This window comes from Apibacter adventoris (assembly GCF_002964965.1).
GTDB lineage: Bacteria > Bacteroidota > Bacteroidia > Flavobacteriales > Weeksellaceae > Apibacter > Apibacter adventoris.
Genome location: NZ_PSZN01000005.1, coordinates 49,491 through 70,999, shown reverse-complemented (window position 1 = coordinate 70,999; position 21,509 = coordinate 49,491). Strand labels below are relative to the sequence as shown.

Genomic DNA, 21,509 nt, shown 5'->3' with positions numbered 1-21,509 from the left:
TAAATTAGGAAAACTTTAAAAATATATAATAAAAAATAAATTAATCTACAGGTATGTTTTTGTTTACATTTTTACTTCCAATTAATGCATAATAAAGAATAAAAGCAAACTCTATTATAACTAGCCAAAAACTGGATAAAAATCCGGTTAAATCTGCAAAATAATTTTGAATTAGAGGCAATATTCCACCACCGCAAACCATCATCATAAATATACCAGAGGCTGCAGAAGTAAATTTTCCCAAGCCTTCTACGGCTAAATTAAAAATTCCGCCCCACATAACAGAGGTACACAAACCACACAATATAAAAAATACTATAGTAATAGGTAATTTTGCAAATCCTAACGATATATCTGATTTAAACACAGGCATACTTACTGTAGTAGAAATTGGGCTAATAATAGCTAATAGTATAAATATTAACCCTAATGAAGAGGTAAACGTTAACATTGTTTTACTAGACACGCGAGCTCCTAAAGAAGCTCCAATTAAACGCCCTATTAACATTAAAAACCAATAGGTTCCAACTACTGTGCCTGCTATTGTTGTATCAATACCTAAACCTCCTTTATCTGTATCTGAGGTCATATACAAATTTGCTGTATTGGGAATTCCTACTTCTATTCCAACATAAATAAATATAGCTATTACTCCTAAACAAAAATGTCTAAAAGAGAATGCACTGTATTTACTTTTAACTTTTTCTTTTTTATCTAAATATGGTTCTGGTATTTTTACAAATAATAATACTAAAAATGCCAAAATAAAAATTCCCATAGCTAAGAATAGTGCAGGGTTTGCTTCTTTTATTGTTGCTCTTGAAGCATTACCAATTAAATAGCCTACCAATACAGGTACAATTGTAGCTCCTATAGAATTTATAGATCCTCCAAGTTGCAGCAATATATTTCCTTTTTTACCACCTCCTCCTAAAGTATTTAACATAGGATTTACCACAGTATTGAGCATACACATAGAAAAACCGGAAACAAAGGCACCGGTTAAATAGGTAGCAAAACTTTCCATTCCACCAGACAAATATTGAATTCCTACTCCTAAAAATCCTATAATAATAGCAAGTAAAGCTGTTTTCTTATATCCAATTTTTTGTAAGAGAATTCCTGCAGGAATCCCCATGAATGCATATGCTATAAAGTTAGCTGCATTTCCTAACTGAGACATAAAATTTGAAGCCCCAAATTGATTTTTTACAATTATACCCATTGGATTTTGTAAACCAGTTACAAAAGAAATCATAAAAAATAGGGCAAACATCATTATTATAGGCAACGTATAATTTTTTTCTTTACTAGTCATATTTTGTATTTTTTAAATTATTTTTTTTTTATTAAAAAGTATATTTGAGACTAAACTCAACTGTAAATGGACGTATATACGTTCCGGAAAGTATTGTTCCTTCTTTCTTTTTTGCCTGTTCAGAAGTTAATATTAAATCTGCATCTCCCATATCTCCTTTTGCTCCTCTTTGATTTAGTAAATTTATAACGGTAGATGAAAAACTTAAATTTTTATTTATCATATATTCTAGTCCTGCAAAGGTTTCCCAACGACTTGCAAAATATATTGTATTAGGTCTATTGGCATATTGTTTACTAAAATATCTTGCACTGGCCCATACTTTAAGATCTTTCCATACATAACTAGGATCAATTTCTAATAAAACTTTTGAGATTCCAGTCACATATTTATCTGTGAAATCATATTTTGCGATGGAACCATCAGTAAAATTAACTTGCCCAACAAAATTTTTATATTTAGGACTTTGTAAAGTTAGTAAAAAATGTAACTCGAAATTTTTTATAGGTTTTGATATTATATCAGTAGTCCAACCTATTGTTCGAATATCATAATTAGTCGTTTCTCTTTTAACTTCACCAGGATTATTAGGATTGGAAAAATTAACAGTAGAACGATATTCATTTCGGGTAATATAAGTTGCTTTAGATACTATACTTGCAATAGGATGATTGAAATATATTCCTAACCCGGCACTTGGTATTTTGGATTTTTTTATGTTAGGATCTACACCTATATTATAGTTTTCCAAATGACCTGCCTGTTCATTATAATTTAAATCACCTAATAAACCAAAATTACCTGTTATTTTATAAATCGCATTTAACATGTAGGATTGGTTAACCCAATCTTTATTTATTTTGGTTTTAGGTCCTGTTAATGTCAGATATCCTAAATTTCTGTCTTGGTAATCTCCTCTTAGGGTCTGATATTCTATTCTTCCACCCAAATTTATTTCTAGTTTTTCTATTAATGACCATTTATCTAAAATATATAAAGCGAATTTGTTTTCATTTCCGTTATGATATTCTAATCCTTGATTTAAGTTAAAATCTCCATTGGCATTGGCATTTCCTGCAACTTGTCTTAATTTTCTTGGATTGGGTGCTACTTCCTGAAAATACATTGCAGATTCTGTAGCATACTTATCAATATCATAATGCCATTCATTTAAACCTACTTTCCAATCATGTTTTCCTGTTTTTTTGCCTAATTCTACAGTCCCCATTAAGGATTTTATTGGTGTTCTTCTAGTTGCTAATATTAACACCCCTTGAACATTATTTCCCGTATAGGCTTCTCCTGTATCTGCATAAACATATTCTCCTGGTTTTACAGAAGAAACTCCCGCCATAATAGGAATATAGACTCCGGCTTTTGCAGAATGATAACGAACTATGTAATTGAGATGTAACCCACTATCAAATTTATTATTTCCTATTACATCAATTGTATGAGATTCTGTTCCGTAATCTTTTAATACATCTCTTTCTACCATATTCCCCGTAAAAGCATCCATTAAAGTTATTTTTCCAGATTTTTCATAATATGATTTTCTTCCTATTTTAAATCCGGGGATTTCACTTACATCTCCGTCTTTTCCATAGATAAAAGGACTATATGTATAAGCTAAATTTTTTACATTAACATATTTGTATAATACTGATACAGAACCTATTCCACCAGTATATTTATAATCTTGTGTTAATGCTGCTTTATATAATTGAGCTTTATCGGAATAATATCTGTCTATTTCTGAAGGCTTAAAAGTACCGGGATCAAAGCTTAAATAAACACCTGCTGAATATTTAAGTCCTTTTTTATTAATGGGACCACTTATGTTTCCCCCTTCTCTCATTAATCCAAAATGATTTGATTCCAAATTAATTTTTCCCTGAAGTTTTTCAGTTCCTAAATTATCATAAGAATTTAACGAAAATCCTACATCTCCTATATTTATAGATGTCTGACCTAAATCATAAAGACCTGAACGATTTATGGTAACATCGGATCTCCACGCTTTTGTTGGCAGTTCAGGCCAGAAATGATATACTACAGGCAAGCCATTTTCAAGAATGGTTGTTCCTCCCACAGAAGCAGGCAAGCCTATATTAACATCTCTTGGCCCTGTACTATTAGTTGCATTTAACATAACGTTTCTATCATTTTTTTGATCTATATCGACTTTAACTGAATCTTTTATTTTTTTATTTTGACTATATATTATACTAGTACTTATTAAAAATATGATTGAAAATGGAATTAGAATCTTAAAATTTTTATTTTTCATTTTTATCTATATTTACTAACTATTATTTCTAATATTACAATTGGCTTCTTTTAAATAAATGTGTGTTTTTATTGAATTTAAATCCTTCTTATTATATATTATTTTACAGTATATTCTTTATAAAAGAAAACTTGGAAAAAGTCTATTTTTTAAATATTTAATATAATAGTGGACCTTTATAAAAGTTAAAATAACTTAATTTTTTATTATTTTTCACTCTATTATTTCTTATATAAAAAATAAATATCATGCATTAGATTAGTTTATCTCTTTTTTTCTGATATTTGTTTTCCCTTTTCTACATAACTCAAATCTCCAAAAGATTCTATAGTAAATTTTCCGTTTTTATAAATTACTTTACATACTGCTGCATTTCCCATATGTGTACCTGATATATTTTTCCCATTACTGTCTAGATCTGAGAGGAAAACACTTATAGACATTCCGTGTCCTACTATCAATACATTTCCTCCTCCTGAAGCGGCTTCATTTTCAGCTATTTGACGAATCGCTTTCTGTCCTCTAGCTTTAACATCATCATAATTTTCTCCAATTCCAAGTGTTTCCAATGTTTTAAAAGTTGCCATTGCATTTTTTAAAACATCTGGATTTTTATTCATATCGGTAAAAAGCTCTTTTGAAGATTTATAATGTAAGTATAATGCTGCATCTCCCCACATTTTTGAATTAAGGTCTCCTTCATAACTTCCAAAATTAGTTTCTCTAATTTGAGGCACTTCTACTATTTTCAAGTCAGATTGTCCTTTTGTATCTAAAACAATTCTGGCAGTTTGACGAGCACGTCCTAAATCACTAGAATAAGCAGATTTAAAATTTACTTCTTTTATTCCCATTCCTAAAAATTCTGCAACTTGTACTCCTTCAGGAGTCAAAGGAGTATCTGCCCATCCCTGTACTCTATCCATAGTGTTAAGAATGGTTTTCCCATGTCTGGTAATGTATAAAATTACTGTATTGTCCTTTTTAGATGTCTGTTTATTCTGTCCCAGAATCTGCTGACTAATCAACCCCATTAACAGGATAAAAGCTATACACTTACATTTTAATAACATAGATTTCATCATTTATTTCAATTTTTTATTTTTTTACATTAAAATTCAGATAACAATAATTACCAAACAATTTTCTTATATTTTTATGTTTTATAATTTTTATAAACAATTATATATTAAATTGTAGAGTAATTTTATCTTGTAATTCAAAATTTTCTTATTCTGAAGGTGAAAAAACATTATTAATTTTTTAATTTGTTTTTTAGTAGATTTCTCCTTTCGTTTTATTTTTAATATTCTATCTAGTTAATTTTATTTTCTTTTTTTATTTCGTATTTGTTTATAAAAAAATAATAAACTTCAAGTTTAATAAAACATACAAATAAGTTGATGTAATATCATTTTAAATATTATTAATGTTAAAACTTAAATTTAGTTTTAAATTCCAGCGTAAACGGACGAATGTAGGTACCTGCAACCGGTTTGTTATAGTACGGTGTAGGATCTATTGCCGTATTGGTTCCTGAAATTGATCCCTGAGCACCACTTTGGTTTAATAAATTAACTGCACTAATTCCAAAACTTACATTTTTGCTGTATTTATAATCTATTCCAGCAAAGGTTTCCCAACGTCCTGCAAAATATAATGAATTGGTATAATTTGCATATTCTTTACTAAAATAACGAGCACTAGCCCAAAACTTAAATTTTTTCCATTCATAGCTTGGATCCAGTTCTATAATTGTTTTAGAAACACTTCTAGCAATGTTGCCATCATAATCATAATTTATCCCGTAAACTTCAAATTTATAGTTTTTATATTCCGGGTTTTGAAGTGTTAACAACATATGAAATTGAAAATTTTTAAAGGGTGTAAATAATGCATCTGTTGTCCATCCAATTGTTTTTACATCGTAACTTATTGTTTTTTTCATATAATCCGAAGGGTCCTTAGGATTAGTAAATGTTGAGTTATTTGTAAAATTACTACGTTGTATATAAGTTACTTTTGAAACTACTCTCACTAAAGAATGGTTAAAATATACTCCCATAGATGCACCGGGTATTTTAGATTTTTTAATACCAGGATCATCTGCTCCTGCATAACTACTAAGTTTTCCCCCTAATTCGGTATAGGTTATATCTCCTTGTATTCCAAATGATGGAATTATTTTCCATAAACCTTTCGCTATAAATGTTTTGTTTATCCAATCTTTTTTTACATTTGTTTTATTTCCAGATACCCAATTGGTTCCTGCTACCTTTCTGTCTTCATCTGTATACCATTTTCCATTTACATTTTGCCATTCTAATCTAGCTCCTCCTTCTACTTCCACTTTTTCAGAAGGATTCCATTTCTCTGTTACATATAAAGCCATTTTATTTTCACTCCCTGTATAATATTGCATAGCCCCGTTATGGTTATATCCTCCATATATATCTGACCCTTTTCTTGGTGACCAAATTCCCGTTACAGGATCATAAGTTTCCTGAATTAAACGAGTCGGATTGGGAGCAACTTCATGATAAAAAGAATAAGTTGCAGTATTAGAATTGTGAACATGATAATACCATTCGTCAAAACCAATATTCCAATGATGTTTGTCCGTTTTTTTACTTAGTTCCACGCGAGTCATATAGGTATTAGTAGGTATTCTAGGGGTATAAAGCATTAAAACAGATTGTACTTTTCCATTATATATATTATCTGTTCCTACATAGCGATAACGTGTTTTCCCATCTATGGGATTACTTATTGATGAATAATATGGATTATAATTTCCTGATTCTGCATGTTGATACCTCAAAATATAATCTAACTTCATTCCATTATCTAGACTATTTTTTCCAAAAATATCTATAATATGATTTTCTGCTCCTGAACCTTTCATTGCATCTTTAGTTACATATTCTCCTGTAAGCGGATTCACATAATGAACTACTCCTGATTTTTCCAGATATGAATCTCTTCCTAATTTAAATCCTTCTACAGCATCTACTTTTCCATTAGATCGATAATAGTAAGGATTTTGTTTAGTAGAAACGGATTCAGAACTTGCAGATTTGTATTGTATCCCGATTTCTCCTTTTCCTTCATTATATTTTTTATTGATTATTGCTTTGTAAATCTGGGTTTTATCAAGAAATTGGGAAAATGCTGCATTAAATGTTCCCGGATCCATATTGGCAAAGGCACTTATTGAATAGTAGAACCCATTTTTCATTGGTCCACTGACATTAAAACTCCCTCTTAATAAACCATAAGAATTAGTAGTAAAGGCTCCTGAACCTTGTAATTTTTCTGTTCCTTTATTAGTATAAGTACTTACTGAAACTCCAATATCTCCGATAGTAATTGCTGTCTTTGCTACATCTTGTACCTCCATACGATCAAAACTAGAATCTGATCTCCAAGCATTTACAGGCATTTGCCCCATAAAATCAAAAACTACCGGAAGCCCATTTTCTAAAATCGTCGTTCCTCCTACACTTGCGGGAAGTCCTATATTAACATTTCTTGGTCCATTATCTGCTGAGGCATTTAACATTACTGATGAATTCTGATCTTTCTTCGATTCTACCTTCACTCTAATACTATCTGTCTTACTGTTCTGGGCATAAGCAATATTTATTATAGAAAACGTAACAGCAAAGACACTTATAGTTTTCACAGTATTATTCATAATTTATTTTATTTTTATGGTTTTAGTTTGATTTTTTATTAATTTTTTATCATATATCTAAATTGTATAAATACTACAATTAAATATTAGACTATATTTATTTTTTTATTCCATATTTAACGGTTCTTTCGTCTCTTATAACTCCTTTCCAATTCAATCCGTAACCAAAATTATAGACATTTCCTTCACTATCTTGATGGCATTCCATATCGAAAGGAACATCTTCTTTCTGTTTTTCCACAGTAGACATATTTGCTGGCATTTGTAAAGGTAAAAGCCCTGATGGCTCGAATTTTCCTGAAATAATATCTAATATTGCTTGTTCGCCTATACCAAATCGGCCTATAATACCTTCTACTTGATTTTCAAATTCATTAAATACCATGGGGCGATTAATATTTACCACAACTATTACGGGTTTATCCCCCATTTGATTTTTAGTACTTAAAATTGTTGACAAATCTGAAGCATTGGAAACATTTACGGTTTTTCCTTTATATGATCGATCTTTAATGGAAGGATCTATAACGGGATCTCCTGCAGCTATACTATGACTGCGAGCATCTATGGCTGTATAGCTATTATACTGTAAAGAAATAGGCACATAACCGTTACCTCCTCTTTTGCGGTCATTAATATCATATCCTCCTCCATCATTATTACTGTAAGGGCTCGATACGAAGACTATTGAAAAATCTGCTTTTTCAGGAATATCAGTAACATTATAATATTTTTTAACCAATTCCAAGTCTATTGGATAGTCTAAGCTTGGTCTCGACCAGTTTCCCCACCAATCTTTGGTAGAAGGATAGTAATTTTTTGGAATGAATACAGTTTTTCTTTTTTTTATTGGTAATACTTTTCCTTTATTTTTTAATAGTACTATAGATTTTATCTGTGCCTCATATCCCGCTTGCATAAATTCTGGATTTCCAACTATTTTAGCACTTTCTTGCGGATCTAAATATGGGTTTTCAAATAATCCTAACCGAAAAATATTTTTTAAAAGCCTAACTGCTGATTGTTCAAATCTTTTCCTCATATAAGATTTTCCATGTTCTTTAACACCCATTTTATAAGCTTTGAGTACAGGTTCTATAACATTATTTCCTCCAAATTGATCCATACCTGCCATTAAAGCAATATAATGTCTTTCAGCTATGGTTTTATTCTCAACTCCCCAGGGTTTACCCTGAAATTCATCAGGTGTTTTACCTTCATTTTCAGTAATCATCCAATCTGTACATAAAACTCCATCATAACCAAATTTTTCCCTTAATAAATCATTAATAATATATTTATTAAATCCATTTGCATAGTTGCTCTTATCTTTAGATTGATTATAAGAAATTGTATAATATGGCATAACGGCTGACGCTTTAGAAGTTTTACCATCTAGTTTAAATGCTCCTTCTGTAAAAGGTCTTAAGTGCATATCAAAATTATTTCCTGGATAAACAGCAAATTTTCCAAAAGCCCAATGTGCATCTCTACCTCCTTCTTCTGGACCTCCACTAGGCCAATGTTTAACCATTGCATTTACACTTTTATATCCCCATCCGTCTGAAATTTCATCTTTGCCTGTAGATGTTTGAAATCCATCAATATAAGCTCTTGCCATATCGGCTGATAATTCGGGACTTTCGCCGAACGTCATATAAATCCTATACCATCGTGGTTCTGTGCCTAAATCTATTTGGGGTGACAATGCGGTCGTTATTCCTAAAGCTCGATATTCTTGTGATGCTATATTACCAAACTTACGTATAAGAGATGGGTCAAACGTAGCAGCAAGTCCTAAACCATCGGGCCAAATGGAAATTTCACCTCCTGAACCGGCATTAAATTCTGCTTTTGTATTACCTGTAGCTTGTCCGGAATGTCTGGGATCTGAACTTGTATTTCCAGGAATACCTAAACCTATTCCTTCAACAAAAGCCTGCATTTGATTATTCCAGCGTGCAGCAATTTCCGGACTTTGTACTGAGGTTATTAAAATATGTCTTAAATTATCTTTCTTTAAAAAAATTTTTTGTTCATCTGATAGTATCCATGGTTTTACCCCACTTTCTGTAAAAGGTTTTCCATTATATTTACCAGATCCGAATCCTTTATCATTTAAGGGAATCGCCTGATGTTTACTATAAAGCATTAATCCTGCAATTTGTTCAAGAGACATTTTTTGTGCTAAATCATTTGCTCTTTCATCTACTGATAGTCTCCAGTCTTCATATTTATCTAGTTTTCCATTTTTATTAAGGTCTTTAAACTTCTTGCCTTCAATGGTCAAAATTTTTACTCCAGAAGTAGGAGAATATCCTAAAGTTACACCATTATCATTTTGAATTGTAACAAAATCAGTTTGTTGTGCATTAGCTTCGAAAATAATTAAAATTGCAATTGAGATTATAATTTTTTTCATAGATCAATATACTTAATTAGAAGTTTTTTTATTTATTATACACACATAAGCCCATATAGACACATATATGCGTCATATTGACTCTAAAGATAATTTAAATTTTTTTGTTTGGCTATATTTATCCTAATTCAATTACAAACAAGTAAAAAAAACAATAATTAATGCATTGAAATTAAATAATTTATATTAATAGGTTGTGACTAATATCATATAAAAAAATAGCTATTATTAAATAAGAAATCACAAAATTTAACAAAATCTACTCTTTAAACTTGCAACAAAAAAACACATAAACGTCATTTTATGTTCTATTGCATATTTTTTATAACTAAACAGTATATATTATTTTAATTTTATATAATAATTATATTTAATAAAATAATATTATGGAATTATTACAATTACATTATATTAATAAATATAAATAAAAAAAATAAGTATTTTTGTTGATAATATTCAATATTAAATTTATATTTTTTTAGAAAAAGTCATGAATCATTTTTTTGAAAGTAAACATTTACTTTTAAACTCTAAAGATAAATTTTTACCGAGTATCTTACTTAACAATGTAATATTCGGTTATTATGATGGAAAAATCAAAATCTTGCTTAAAAAATTAATGATTTATGATAAGTGGATGCTTCCAGAAGGTTTTATTTATAAAACTGAATCAGTTGAAGAAGCAGCTTACCGCGCTTTAAAAGAAAATATTGGAATAGACAATATTTTATTAACTCAGTTCCATGTTTTTGGAGAAATCAATAGACTTTATTCTAAAGTAGATAAAAATATATTAAATCAACGGTATGTAAGTATTGGCTATTATGCTTTTGTAAATTATTCAAAAGTTAAAATGTTTTGTAATGAAAAGGAAGAAATACGTTGGTTTGATATAAATAAACTTCCAAAATTATATGGAGATCATAACAAAATAATTAATACTGCAATTTTTGAAATATGTAAATATATAAATCATATTCCTATTGGTTATGAATTACTTCCTGAAAAATTTACGATGAGTGAATTAAGACTTATTTATGAAGCATTTTTAGGAGAAAATTTAGACCGAAGAAATTTTCAAAGAAAAATGTTATCTATGGGATTTATCAATAAATTAAATGAAAAAAGTGAAAAAAGAGGAATAAAACCTACAATCTTGTACTCATTCAAGAAAGATAAATACATGAAATGTTTAATGCAATTTTTAAAATTATAATATTTAAACTTTATTATAAAAAATAACTTTTAATATTACATATAAAATAAAATTTTAAAATATAAATCACATTTTTTTATTTTATTCCCAGTTATTATTTTGTATTTTTGAACTCATAACTAAATACAAAAAATAAAAATATGATTCTATTAGCAGATTCTGGAGCTACTAAAGCTGATTGGGTTGCAATTGATAGTCAGGGCAACCGTTTATTTTCTTCACAAACAAATGGTTTAAGTCCTGAGGCTATAGATAAAGAAGAAATGTTAAAACGGCTAAATGAACGTTTTGATATAGTTCAAAATAAAACAAAAGTTTCCAAAGTATTTTTTTATGGGGCTGGTTGTGGTACGGAAAATATGAAAAATATTGTACGCAGTACATTAAAAAAATTCTTTTCAAAAGCTGAAGAAATCATTGTAGAGGAAGATACTTATGGCGCTGTATATGCAACAACTCCACCTAATAGTAAGGCTATCGTTTGTATATTAGGTACCGGTTCTAATTGTAGCTATTATGACGGCGAAAAGCTCAATCAAAAAGTTTTATCTTTGGGCTACCTTTTAATGGATGACTGTAGTGGAAATAAATTAGGGGCAGATTTAATACGTGCATATAATTTTAAAATACTTCCTGAAGAATTATCTAAAAAATTAGAGCAAGAATATAATATGGATGCTGACTACATTAAAGTTAATTTATATAAAAAACCAAATCCAAATGCCTATTTAGCTACATTTGCAAAATTTATCATAGAAAACAAAGATCATGAATTTATCCAAAAAATAGTCAATAAACAAATTCAAACTTTTATTGATTATTATATTAAACAATATGATAATTGCAAAGAAGTTCCTATCAATTTCAATGGCTCGATTGGTTTTTATCTTAAAGACGAATTAGAACAAAAACTTTCTGAAAATGATTTAAAAATAGGTATTGCACTTAGACGGCCTATAGATGGACTCATTGACTATATAATTAAATATAAGATATAAATTTATTTTTTATTAATTTTATGATCTTAAGTTATATTAAACATATAGCTTAAGGTCATTTTATTTTTTATACTACAATTATCAAATTAATATTTTAATTTTGTTAATATTAATTTTTGTGGATGTCTAAAAGTATAATTATAACAGGCTCATCTTCTGGCGTAGGATTAGCTTTAGGTAATTTTTTTCAAGCAAAGGGATATTTAGTTTACGGTCTAAGCCGTTCTCTACCTAGTAATACCAATTTTAAAACTATAGTTACTGACATTACTATAAAATCCGAAGTTAAAAAAGCAATTTGTCAAATTGAAAAAGAAACTGATTCTATTGATTTATTAATTAATAATGCAGCAAGGGGAATGGTTGGGGCTATTGAAGATGCTACTGAAGAAGAAATAACAGATTTATTTAATCTAAATTTAATATCTGTTATAAATATGATCTCCGAAGTTTTACCAATAATGAGAAAGAATAATACTGGGAAAATTATAAATATATCTTCAATTGGAAGCAAAATCGGATTGCCTTTCAGAGGAATATATTCTGCTTCTAAATCTTCTTTAGATATTGTTACAGAAGCTTTGAGATATGAACTAAATAATACGAATATTCAAGCATGTACCGTAAATTTAGGTGATGTTAAAACAAATATTGCAGATAGTAGAATTAAAAGCAAAGTCTCCACTCCTTATGAAATTATATTTAAAAAAGTTTATGAAGGTATAAATCAAGATGTAAATAATGGCTTTGATCCTAAAATTTTAGCTCCTTTTTTAGAAAAATTATTAATTCAAAAATCTAAATTAAAACCTCATTATTATTTTGGTTCAAATATTCAAAAACTTTCTTTATTTATACAAAAAGTACTTCCTCAAAAATGGTTTGAAAAAATAATTACTAAATATTCTGGTATGTAATTCTGTAATTATAACTTTTTATATAAAAAATTTGTTTCATTTAAATTTTAAACAAAATAAAATTATTACAATTAATTTATGAAAATAAATATTGTTTAAAACTTATAAGAACTCAATATTACTAGTTTTTGGCAAGATATCTATAAAAAGTCAAATACCTTTTATCTGGTTATAAAATAAAAAAACCTCTCAATATTAGAGGTTTTTTTAATATGAAATTATTTTACTTATTATTATTTAGCTGTCGCGCGAAGCATCCATGCCATAGTTTCATGTTGCTCCATTACTCCTGTAAGAAAATCACTAGTTCCTTCATCTTTATATTTGTCTGCGATAGGAATTAACTCAGAACGTATAATACGAATAATGGTTTCGTGATCATCACATAATTCTAAAAGCATAGTTTTAGAATCTCCTACTTCTTCTCCGTCATGTTCTAATAGATCTGCAACAGCACTAAATTGTTTAAAAGAACCTAATGCATAATGTCCTAATTTTCTTATTCTTTCAGCTATATCATCAATGACATCTGCTAATTCTTTATATTGATCTTCAAATAAGGTATGCAAAGATCTGAAATGTACTCCTTCAACATTCCAATGAAATTTTCTGGTTTTAGTATATAAAAAGTATTCATTAGCTAATAACCTATTTAAATTATCGGAAACGAATTGCCTGTTTTCTTTACTTATTCCTATATTTACTTCACTATGTTTTATTTTGGTTGCCATATTATTATATTTATTTTTAACAGTATTCGATTTATACTCTCATAAAACTTTTTAATATTATATTATGAAGTATTTTAAATTGAAATAAAAATTATTGTAATCTTTTTAGACGATATAATAATTGTTGTATGGCTTCTTGATAATCATCAAAAATTGATAAGGAATAATCATCTGAAAAAAGTTCTCTTCCATCTTGCAATAACAAATAAAAATTTTCACAGTGTTTTACAATATCTTTAGGAGTTGAAGTTTGTTTAATAGTTATATCTATAGTGCCAAACTGAGCATAAGATGTTTCTACTATACGATCAATAATTCCAAGTACAGAATCTATTGCTTCATCTAATGCAATATGTGCTGCATAACTTCCTTTTCCTGTTACATGCCAGTGATATAGTTTTAATGAACTATTATAAGAAAATAATTCTCCAAAAAACTTACCTAATTTTTTATTTTTTTCTAAATCATTATAGGTACTCTTTACTTCGTTTTGTTCTTTAATCATGACTTTTTTTTTTAATTGTTTATAATATACTTATAAATGAACAAATTTCATACCTAAAATAAAATAAAAAAATTATATTTAAATATAGACTTATAATTTTTAACTATAACCTAAATTCATTTGATATTAAAATTATTATATGTATAAAGCTAAACTAAAATCTATTTATTAATCTTTCATATCTTTATATGCGTTGATTAATCCGTTGGTAGAAGAATCATGTGATGATATATATTTTTCATCCATTAATTCAGGTAATACTTTATTAGCCAATTGTTTTCCTAATTCAACTCCCCATTGATCAAAACTAAAAATATTCCAAATAACACCTTGTACAAATATTTTATGTTCATAAAGGGCGATTAATTCACCCAATAATTTAGGGGTCAATATTTTATATAAAAAAGAATTGGTTGGACGATTACCTTCAAATATTTTATAGTTTTTTAATTTTTGGATTTCTTCTTCTGTCTTTCCTTGTTCTTTTAATTCAGCTATTACCTGTTCTTCATTTTTTCCAAAAGCTAGAGCTTCAGTTTGTGCGAAAAAATTTGATATTAATTTAACATGATGATCTGAAACTTTATTTAATGTATTAGCCCCAGCAAAAAAATCGCAAGGAATCAATTTTTTTCCTTGATGTATTAATTGATAAAATGCATGTTGACCGTTAGTGCCGGGTTCTCCCCATATTATGGGACCTGTTTGATAATTTACTTTTAGTCTATTTCTATCAATATATTTCCCATTAGATTCCATATCTCCTTGTTGGAAATAAGCTGCAAAACGGTGTAAATATTGCTCATAAGGAAGTAATGATACACTTTCTGCTCCAAAAAAATTATTGTACCAAATTCCTAATAATGCTAAAATTACCGGAATATTTTCCTTAAAATCTGAATGTCTAAAGTGTAAATCCGCTTCAAATCCTCCTTCTAATAATTGAGTGAAATTATCGTAGCCTATTCCTAAACAAATACTTAACCCAACTGCTGACCAAAGAGAATACCTGCCTCCTACCCAATCCCAAAACACAAACATATTTCTTTCATCTATTCCAAAATTTATAACTGCTTCCTGATTTGTAGATAATGCAACAAAATGTTTAGCAACTTCTGATTCGGACTTAGCTGATTTTAAAAACCAATCTTTTGCTGTATGTGCATTAGTCATGGTTTCCTGAGTAGTAAAAGTTTTAGAGGCAACAATAAACAATGTGGTTTCAGGATTAAGCTGCTTCAATGTTTCTACAATATGAGTTCCATCAATATTAGATACAAAATGAAGATTTAATCTGGTCTTATAATATTTTAAGCCCTCTACTACCATTAAAGGTCCTAAATCCGATCCACCAATTCCTATGTTAACTACATCTGTAATCTCTTTGCCAGAATATCCTCTCCATTGACCTGAAATTACAGATTCGGAAAATTTTTCCATTTGAGCTAAAACTTTATTGATTTTTGGCATAACATCTTCCCCATCTACATATACAGGTGTATTTTTACGATTTCTTAATGCTGTATGCAGAACTGCTCTGTTTTCTGTTTCATTGATTTTATCTCCCGTAAATAATTTTTCTATAGCTTCTTTTACTTTAGTTTCTTCTGCTAGTTTTAATAATAAATCCAAAGTTTTATCTTCTATTCTGTTTTTGGAATAATCAAATACTATATCATTAAAGTGTATAGAATACTTTTTGAATCTTTGTGGGTCTTCTTTAAACCATTGTCGTAAATGTTTGTTTTGTATTTGTTTATAATGTTCTTCTAATAACTTCCATGCTTGAGTTTCAGTAGGATTAATTTTTGGTAATGACATTTTTATTTTTTTTTAGCTAAACAAAGTTACTTATTTATCTTGTTTTATCAAATAAAAAAAACCTTTGAATTATCAAAGGTTTTTTCAATATTTTAAATATTTTTTTTTTAAAAACTAAATTTTTTGGTAACTCCAACTTTGATGGATTTACCAAAATTAAAATCAAAATCTTTGGATTTAGAGTAGTTTTTATAATCACTTGCTGTATTGGTTTTTGTATCATTCCATTCAACTCCTCCAAATGAAACATTTAATCCAAAATTATTTTTAAAATTTATAAATAAAGCAGGAACAAAATCTATATAATATCCATATTCTCTTGCTCTCTTAGATGGTGTATCAGAAGTTAACCCAGTAGAATAATCTCGTACTGTAACATCTGATCTATATTGTTGATAACCTGCACCTAAATCTCCGTAAATTCCAAATGTTTCACTAAAGGGATGATAATAACGTACAAACCCTCCCACTTTTGTAGTGTAATCTTTAGTTTTATTTTTAACTGTAACTAATGAAGCATCTGTTGTTTTTTCTGAAGATTCACTATAGCTCAAGCTTGTTTTTGCTCCTACAAACCAATTATCAGCTACTTCATAGGCTAAAATAGGAGAAAAAGTAAATTCATTGGCTTTTTTATTATCAAAACCATTAACTCTTTTATAACTGAAATCTGTTCCCAAAAGAATAGAATTCTTCTGAGCATTAACAGACATCACCCCTAAAAGAGCAAAGGTTGCTAGTATTATTTTTTTCATTGTAAATCTTTTTAATTAAAAATTTCGTTTAGATTCTTTTGTTAATAAATATTTGATATTATAACGCAAAGTTTTTAGAAATACCAATATTAAATGCATTACCAAAAGTTACATCCACACCATTTGATTTACTGTCTGATTTCTTTTCTTTTAAATGATTATATTCTATTCCTCCAATGCTGAAATTTAATCCAAAATTGTTTTTAAAGTTGATAAATAATGCGGGTTTAAAACCTATATAAAATCCATCTGCTTTTTCTTCATAACTCAACAACGCATCTTTACCTTTAATTTTATTTTGTTGCCATCCAGCTCCTAAATCGCCATAAATAGCAAAAGTTTCACTCAAAGGTTGTGTGTAACGTATAAAACCTCCAATTTTTGTTGTTTTACTGTCTCCACTAGTTAAGCTTAAATCAGTTAGTTGATTTTTGTCTAAGTCTGATTTTTGAAAGGAAACTTGGGCTGCAATCGTAAAATGATCTGAAAACTGATATCCTAAGTATGGAGACCAATCATAAGAATCTACCTTATCTTTTGATCCTCCAGTCTTGTTTTCAGTATGGCTGTAACCTACATTACCTCCTAATAGAATACTGTTTTTTTGAGCATTCATAGTTGTTAATCCAAAAACTACTGCTGCTAACAATACTAACTTTTTCATAATTTTCTCTTTTTATAAAATAATTTAATTCTAAAAATTTAAATAACTAATCCCTTTTGTTTTATTTAATTAAAAAAGGGTACAAATTTAATTTACTATTAGTTTTGTTAATACTATCATAAATATCGTGCCAAAAATTAACACTTTTTTACAGGTTAATAAGTTTATATTTAGTATTTTTATTTATAATTTATTAAAATACTTATTAAAAAAACTAATAATACTTTTGTTTCTTCTATTTCAATTTAAAAATTATTTTTATAAACTTATTACATTTTTTACTTATTTCTTAATAAAAATGTAAACCTTGTTTATAATAAAACTTGATATAAAAAATTAAATTTAAATTTTGTTTACTTATAAAATATAAATTTTAATAATTTATAATATTAAAATCTAATCAAATATTTTTAAGCTTTGCAAAAGTAATAAAAAAAATCAATATAATATACTGTATATAAAAAATAAAAAGCAATTTGAATATTATGATTATCCAAACTGCTTTTTTATTATAATAAATTTACATTTATTTTACTTCTTCAAAGTCAACATCCTCTACATTATCACCTCCCGGATTAGCACCAGCAGCTCCTTGTTCTCCTCCTGCCTGAGCTCCTGCATCTGCTGTACCTCCGGCTTGACCTGTTTTATATAAATCTTCTGAGGCGGAAGCCCAAACAGTATTGATTTTTTCCATTGCGGCTTCAATAGCTGGTATATCTTTACTTTCATGAGCTTTTTTCAATTCTCCTAAAGCTTCTTCTATCGGTTGTTTTTTATCTGCAGGTAATTTATCTCCAAATTCTTTTAATTGTTTTTCTGTTTGGAAGATCATTCCATCTGCTGCATTTAATTTTTCTACTTCTTCTTTTCTTTTTTTATCTGCTTCAGCATTTGCTTCTGCTTCTTTCTTCATTTTTTCAATCTCAGCTTCACTTAATCCTGAAGATGCTTGGATCTTGATGGATTGTTCTTTACCTGTTCCTTTATCTTTAGCAGATACGCTTAAAATTCCGTTAGCATCTATGTCAAACGTTACTTCAATTTGAGGAACACCTCTTGGTGCCGGTGGTATATCAACTAAATCGAATTTACCAATTTCTTTATTGTCGTTAAACATAGGTCTTTCTCCTTGTCCTACCCTAATAGTAACAGCCGGTTGATTATCTGCTGCAGTAGAGAAAGTTTCTGATTTTTTTGTAGGAATAGTAGTATTGGCTTCTATTAATTTTGTAAATACTCCTCCATAAGTTTCAATTCCTAAAGAAAGTGGAGTAACATCTAATAATAATACATCTTTTACATCTCCTGTTAAAACTCCTCCTTGAATTGCAGCTCCTATGGCCACAACTTCATCTGGATTTACTCCTTTAGAAGGTTTTTTTCCGAAGAATTTTTCAACTTCTTCTTGAATAATAGGAATACGTGTTGAACCTCCTACTAATAAAACTTCATCTATATCTGAAGTTTTTAATCCAGCATCTTCAAGTGCTTTTTTACAAGGCTCCATAGATCTTTTAACTAAATCTGCTGCCAATTGTTCAAATTTAGCTCTTGTTAAGGTTTGTACTAAATGTTTTGGTCCTGAAGCGGTTGCTGTAATGTATGGTAAATTAATTTCTGTTTGTGTAGAAGAAGAAAGTTCTACTTTTGCTTTTTCTGCAGCTTCTTTTAATCTTTGTAATGCTATAGGATCTGCTTTTAAATCTACTCCTTCAGCTGATTTAAATTCATCTGCTAACCAATTAATAATAACATCATCAAAATCATCCCCTCCTAAATGTGTATCTCCATTAGTAGATAATACTTCAAATACACCATCTCCTAAATCCAGAATTGAAATATCAAAAGTACCTCCTCCTAAATCATATACAGCAACTTTTTGATCTTTATGTGCTTTATCTAAACCATAAGCTAAAGCTGCTGCTGTAGGTTCATTAATAATTCTTTCTACCTTTAAACCTGCTATTTCTCCTGCTTCTTTAGTAGCTTGCCTTTGAGCATCATTGAAATAAGCCGGAACAGTTATTACAGCTCTACTAACTGTTTCTCCAAGGAAATCTTCAGCTGTTTTTTTCATTTTTTGAAGAATCATAGCAGAAATTTCTTGAGGAGTATATAATCTTCCATTAATATCTACTCTTGGAGTATCTGAATCTCCTTTTACTACTTTATAAGGAACTCTTGAAACTTCATTTGCATCTGAAGAAAATTTAGTTCCCATAAATCTTTTTATGGAATAAACTGTATTATGAGGATTAGTTACTGCTTGTCTTTTAGCCGGATCTCCTACTTTAATTTCTCCATCTTCCATAAAAGCCACTACTGAAGGGGTGGTTCTTTTTCCTTCAGCGTTGGTTACAACTGTAGGGTCACTACCTTCCATCACTGCCACACAAGAGTTTGTTGTTCCTAAATCAATACCTATAATTTTGCTCATATTTATATTTTTTTCTTAATACTAATTTTAAATGTTTAAAAATTTTTGCTTATATTATTTTCAATGATTATGCCACGTAATATTTTATTAGATTTTGTCATATTTATTCCAAAATAAAGTGACATATTGTCAAATACAATTATTTATTCTAGTGATATTAATCTAATTCAAGTCTACAGAAAAAAAATTATAACTGTTTGTTTTAAATATAGAAACATTAACTGTTCTCTTTAACTCATTATGCTATTTATTTATCTTTTAACATGTATATAATTTTAATATACTAAATAAGTAATCTTTATTTATTTATCATTTTAATGATATATATCTATTTTACAATGTATAAATCATACAATAATAAAAACACAACCATAAATACATATAAAAGACATAAAATTAAATAAATAAATGACTATTAAATATAATTATATCGATTTAATTAATTACATTTGTAAAATAACCAAATAAAATTTATATATGAAAAATTACATTTACTTACTATTTATCTTTTCTTCATTTCTTTTATTATCATGTAACAATGAAGATTCATTAAGCCCTGATATTACACCTAGTAAAGGATTGAATACGAAAGAAAATTTTTGTCTTGATGCTTATTTACCTGAAGAGGTTGACTCTATTTATACGGGAATCACTACAAATGCAGCTTTACTTAAATCAAAAAAATGGAATAATGGACAGATAATTAAAATTAAATTCTTAAATGGAACTCCTTTTTTACAAAATAAAGTAAAACAATATGCTGATGAATGGCTAAAATATGCTAATTTAAAATTCCAATATGTAGATTCTAATCAAAATGCAGATATAAGAATAAATTTTGATAATAGTGGAGGTTCCTGGTCCTACTTAGGTACAGATTGTAATCGAATTAGTTCCAATCAACCATCCATGAATTTTGGCTGGTTTACAAATTTTACTTCGGATACAGAATTTTCAAGAGTAATTATCCATGAATTTGGACATGCTTTAGGTCTTATTCATGAACATCAAAGTCCTGCTTCAAATATACAATGGAACAAGTCTAAAGTATATGAATATTATGGTGGAGCTCCTAATTACTGGAATCATGATAAAGTAGATAACAATATTTTTTATAAATATAGTTCTACAGTCACTAATTATTCTGCTTTTGACAGTAAATCAATTATGCTTTACTCTTTTCCATCATCTTTTACTTTAAATGGTTGGTCAAGTGGATGGAATACGGTTTTATCTCAAACTGATAAAAATTTTATAGCTAAAGAATATCCTGGTAAAACAATAAATCAAAAAACAAATAATCTTTATAGATATAATATTAATGGTCAACATTTTTATACATCCAATTATGCTGAATTAGGTAATAGTTACTATGAAAGTATCTTAGGTAAAATTTATAGTTCTCAAATTTCTAATACTTTTCCTATTTATAGGTACTTTAATACTATCAATGGAGACCGTTTATCTACCTTAAATTGGAATGAATTAAGAAATGGTGGACAAGATGGCTGGAAATATGAAGGAATAAGTGGTTATGCTTATAATATACAACAACCTAATACTATTCCCATTTATCGCTATTTTAAAAGAACAAATAAACCTGATCACCTTTTCACTACTAGTAATACTGAAGTTGCTGGAGGAAAATTTGGATATAAATATGAAGGTATAGCTTTTTATGTTTTAAGATAAAAGTATGTATTTATTATAAAAAAGAGAGCTATTAAGTAATAGC

The 21,509-nt window shown here is 28.4% G+C and carries 15 protein-coding genes; 4 read left to right on the top strand and 11 right to left on the bottom strand.

The genetic code is table 11. From position 1 onward, the window contains the following. Positions 1-40: 40 nt before the first annotated feature. The 5 genes from C4S76_RS03585 to C4S76_RS03565 all read right to left on the bottom strand — a co-directional run bounded on the left by C4S76_RS03585 (position 41) and on the right by C4S76_RS03565 (position 9,727). A complete protein-coding gene (locus C4S76_RS03585; protein ID WP_221404981.1) occupies positions 41-1,327 on the bottom strand; it encodes an MFS transporter in 1,287 nt (428 codons plus the stop codon). A 22-nt stretch (positions 1,328-1,349) separates the two neighbouring features. Then, positions 1,350-3,608, bottom strand: a complete 2,259-nt coding sequence (locus C4S76_RS03580) for a TonB-dependent receptor (RefSeq protein ID WP_221404978.1) — start codon at positions 3,606-3,608, stop codon at positions 1,350-1,352. A gap of 263 nt (positions 3,609-3,871) precedes the next feature. Beyond that, on the bottom strand, positions 3,872-4,693 hold the full coding sequence (locus tag C4S76_RS03575; RefSeq protein WP_221404977.1) for a histidine phosphatase family protein: 822 nt from the start codon (positions 4,691-4,693) through the stop codon (positions 3,872-3,874). A gap of 347 nt (positions 4,694-5,040) precedes the next feature. Beyond that, on the bottom strand, positions 5,041-7,305 hold the full coding sequence (locus C4S76_RS03570) for a TonB-dependent receptor (RefSeq protein ID WP_146105678.1): 2,265 nt from the start codon (positions 7,303-7,305) through the stop codon (positions 5,041-5,043). Between the two features lie 97 nt (positions 7,306-7,402). Beyond that, positions 7,403-9,727, bottom strand: a complete 2,325-nt coding sequence (locus tag C4S76_RS03565) for a glycoside hydrolase family 3 protein (RefSeq protein WP_105192739.1) — start codon at positions 9,725-9,727, stop codon at positions 7,403-7,405. Between the two features lie 490 nt (positions 9,728-10,217). On the opposite strand from C4S76_RS03565, the gene C4S76_RS03560 reads away from it, so the two are divergent. The 3 genes from C4S76_RS03560 (at position 10,218) to C4S76_RS03550 (ending at position 12,858) form a co-directional block, all read left to right on the top strand. After that, positions 10,218-10,943 carry an NUDIX hydrolase gene (locus C4S76_RS03560; RefSeq protein WP_105192737.1) on the top strand — a complete coding sequence of 242 codons (726 nt, stop codon included), beginning with the start codon at positions 10,218-10,220 and terminating at the stop codon, positions 10,941-10,943. A gap of 140 nt (positions 10,944-11,083) precedes the next feature. Beyond that, positions 11,084-11,941, top strand: a complete 858-nt coding sequence (locus C4S76_RS03555; protein WP_105192735.1) for an N-acetylglucosamine kinase — start codon at positions 11,084-11,086, stop codon at positions 11,939-11,941. Between the two features lie 122 nt (positions 11,942-12,063). Continuing rightward, positions 12,064-12,858 (top strand): SDR family NAD(P)-dependent oxidoreductase, encoded by a 795-nt coding sequence (locus tag C4S76_RS03550; RefSeq protein ID WP_105192733.1) that lies wholly within the window; start codon positions 12,064-12,066, stop codon positions 12,856-12,858. Between the two features lie 233 nt (positions 12,859-13,091). On the opposite strand, the gene C4S76_RS03545 is transcribed toward C4S76_RS03550, so the two are convergent. The 6 genes from C4S76_RS03545 to dnaK all read right to left on the bottom strand — a co-directional run bounded on the left by C4S76_RS03545 (position 13,092) and on the right by dnaK (position 19,774). Further along, a complete protein-coding gene (locus tag C4S76_RS03545) occupies positions 13,092-13,589 on the bottom strand; it encodes a Dps family protein (protein ID WP_105192731.1) in 498 nt (165 codons plus the stop codon). A gap of 91 nt (positions 13,590-13,680) precedes the next feature. Then, on the bottom strand, positions 13,681-14,094 hold the full coding sequence (locus tag C4S76_RS03540) for a DUF5856 family protein (protein ID WP_105192729.1): 414 nt from the start codon (positions 14,092-14,094) through the stop codon (positions 13,681-13,683). 168 nt (positions 14,095-14,262) lie between these two features. Next, a complete protein-coding gene (pgi, locus tag C4S76_RS03535; RefSeq protein WP_105192727.1) occupies positions 14,263-15,915 on the bottom strand; it encodes a glucose-6-phosphate isomerase in 1,653 nt (550 codons plus the stop codon). Between the two features lie 107 nt (positions 15,916-16,022). Further along, complete coding sequence (locus C4S76_RS03530) at positions 16,023-16,670, bottom strand: outer membrane beta-barrel protein (RefSeq protein ID WP_105192725.1); 648 nt, start codon at positions 16,668-16,670, stop codon at positions 16,023-16,025. A gap of 58 nt (positions 16,671-16,728) precedes the next feature. Then, entirely contained in the window at positions 16,729-17,334 is a 606-nt protein-coding gene (locus C4S76_RS03525) for an outer membrane beta-barrel protein (protein ID WP_105192723.1), read from the bottom strand. 526 nt (positions 17,335-17,860) lie between these two features. Then, positions 17,861-19,774, bottom strand: a complete 1,914-nt coding sequence (gene dnaK, locus C4S76_RS03520; RefSeq protein ID WP_105192721.1) for a molecular chaperone DnaK — start codon at positions 19,772-19,774, stop codon at positions 17,861-17,863. Between the two features lie 477 nt (positions 19,775-20,251). Between dnaK and C4S76_RS03515 the strand changes: the two genes are divergently transcribed. Then, positions 20,252-21,466 carry a M12 family metallopeptidase gene (locus C4S76_RS03515; RefSeq protein WP_105192719.1) on the top strand — a complete coding sequence of 405 codons (1,215 nt, stop codon included), beginning with the start codon at positions 20,252-20,254 and terminating at the stop codon, positions 21,464-21,466. Positions 21,467-21,509: the final 43 nt, after the last annotated feature.

What these genes read in the sequence shown, in the direction of transcription:
- C4S76_RS03580 (WP_221404978.1), bottom strand. Translation starts at nt 3,608, where the DNA reads ATGAAAAATAAAAATTTTAAGATTCTAATTCCATTTTCAATCATATTT.
- C4S76_RS03575 (WP_221404977.1), bottom strand. Translation starts at nt 4,693, where the DNA reads ATGATGAAATCTATGTTATTAAAATGTAAGTGTATAGCTTTTATCCTG.
- C4S76_RS03570 (WP_146105678.1), bottom strand. Translation starts at nt 7,305, where the DNA reads ATGAATAATACTGTGAAAACTATAAGTGTCTTTGCTGTTACGTTTTCT.
- C4S76_RS03565 (WP_105192739.1), bottom strand. Translation starts at nt 9,727, where the DNA reads ATGAAAAAAATTATAATCTCAATTGCAATTTTAATTATTTTCGAAGCT.
- C4S76_RS03560 (WP_105192737.1), top strand. Translation starts at nt 10,218, where the DNA reads ATGAATCATTTTTTTGAAAGTAAACATTTACTTTTAAACTCTAAAGAT.
- C4S76_RS03555 (WP_105192735.1), top strand. Translation starts at nt 11,084, where the DNA reads ATGATTCTATTAGCAGATTCTGGAGCTACTAAAGCTGATTGGGTTGCA.
- C4S76_RS03550 (WP_105192733.1), top strand. Translation starts at nt 12,064, where the DNA reads ATGTCTAAAAGTATAATTATAACAGGCTCATCTTCTGGCGTAGGATTA.
- C4S76_RS03545 (WP_105192731.1), bottom strand. Translation starts at nt 13,589, where the DNA reads ATGGCAACCAAAATAAAACATAGTGAAGTAAATATAGGAATAAGTAAA.
- C4S76_RS03540 (WP_105192729.1), bottom strand. Translation starts at nt 14,094, where the DNA reads ATGATTAAAGAACAAAACGAAGTAAAGAGTACCTATAATGATTTAGAA.
- pgi (WP_105192727.1), bottom strand. Translation starts at nt 15,915, where the DNA reads ATGTCATTACCAAAAATTAATCCTACTGAAACTCAAGCATGGAAGTTA.
- C4S76_RS03530 (WP_105192725.1), bottom strand. Translation starts at nt 16,670, where the DNA reads ATGAAAAAAATAATACTAGCAACCTTTGCTCTTTTAGGGGTGATGTCT.
- C4S76_RS03525 (WP_105192723.1), bottom strand. Translation starts at nt 17,334, where the DNA reads ATGAAAAAGTTAGTATTGTTAGCAGCAGTAGTTTTTGGATTAACAACT.
- dnaK (WP_105192721.1), bottom strand. Translation starts at nt 19,774, where the DNA reads ATGAGCAAAATTATAGGTATTGATTTAGGAACAACAAACTCTTGTGTG.
- C4S76_RS03515 (WP_105192719.1), top strand. Translation starts at nt 20,252, where the DNA reads ATGAAAAATTACATTTACTTACTATTTATCTTTTCTTCATTTCTTTTA.